1 protein-coding gene is annotated in these 228 nt (G+C 69.3%); it reads left to right on the plus strand.

The features are described from left to right. Window positions 1-228 (plus strand): hypothetical protein (locus tag R0J92_RS27670; RefSeq protein WP_411054033.1); only part of this gene is annotated, 228 nt, incomplete at both ends.

Below are 228 nucleotides of genomic sequence, written 5' to 3' on the forward strand. Positions count from 1 at the left end.
CCGCAATGCCGGCGCAAGCATCCGCATCCACTGCCGATGACAATCGCAAGCCGTCGATGTGGGCCGGCCAGATCATACGTCCGCAGCAAGACGAGGTCGAAGAGGTGCTCGCGGACGACGGCGCCGATTTGCACTCGACGTTGGCGGCTGCGCGCTGCGCTGCGCGTCCCGCGATGCAAGACACCCCGGGCCCGGCCGAAGCGCCCGCGCCGGAGCTTGCATCGAGCC

Origin of the sequence: Tritonibacter sp. SIMBA_163, assembly GCF_046535935.1 — a bacterium.
GTDB lineage: Bacteria > Pseudomonadota > Alphaproteobacteria > Rhodobacterales > Rhodobacteraceae > Epibacterium > Epibacterium scottomollicae.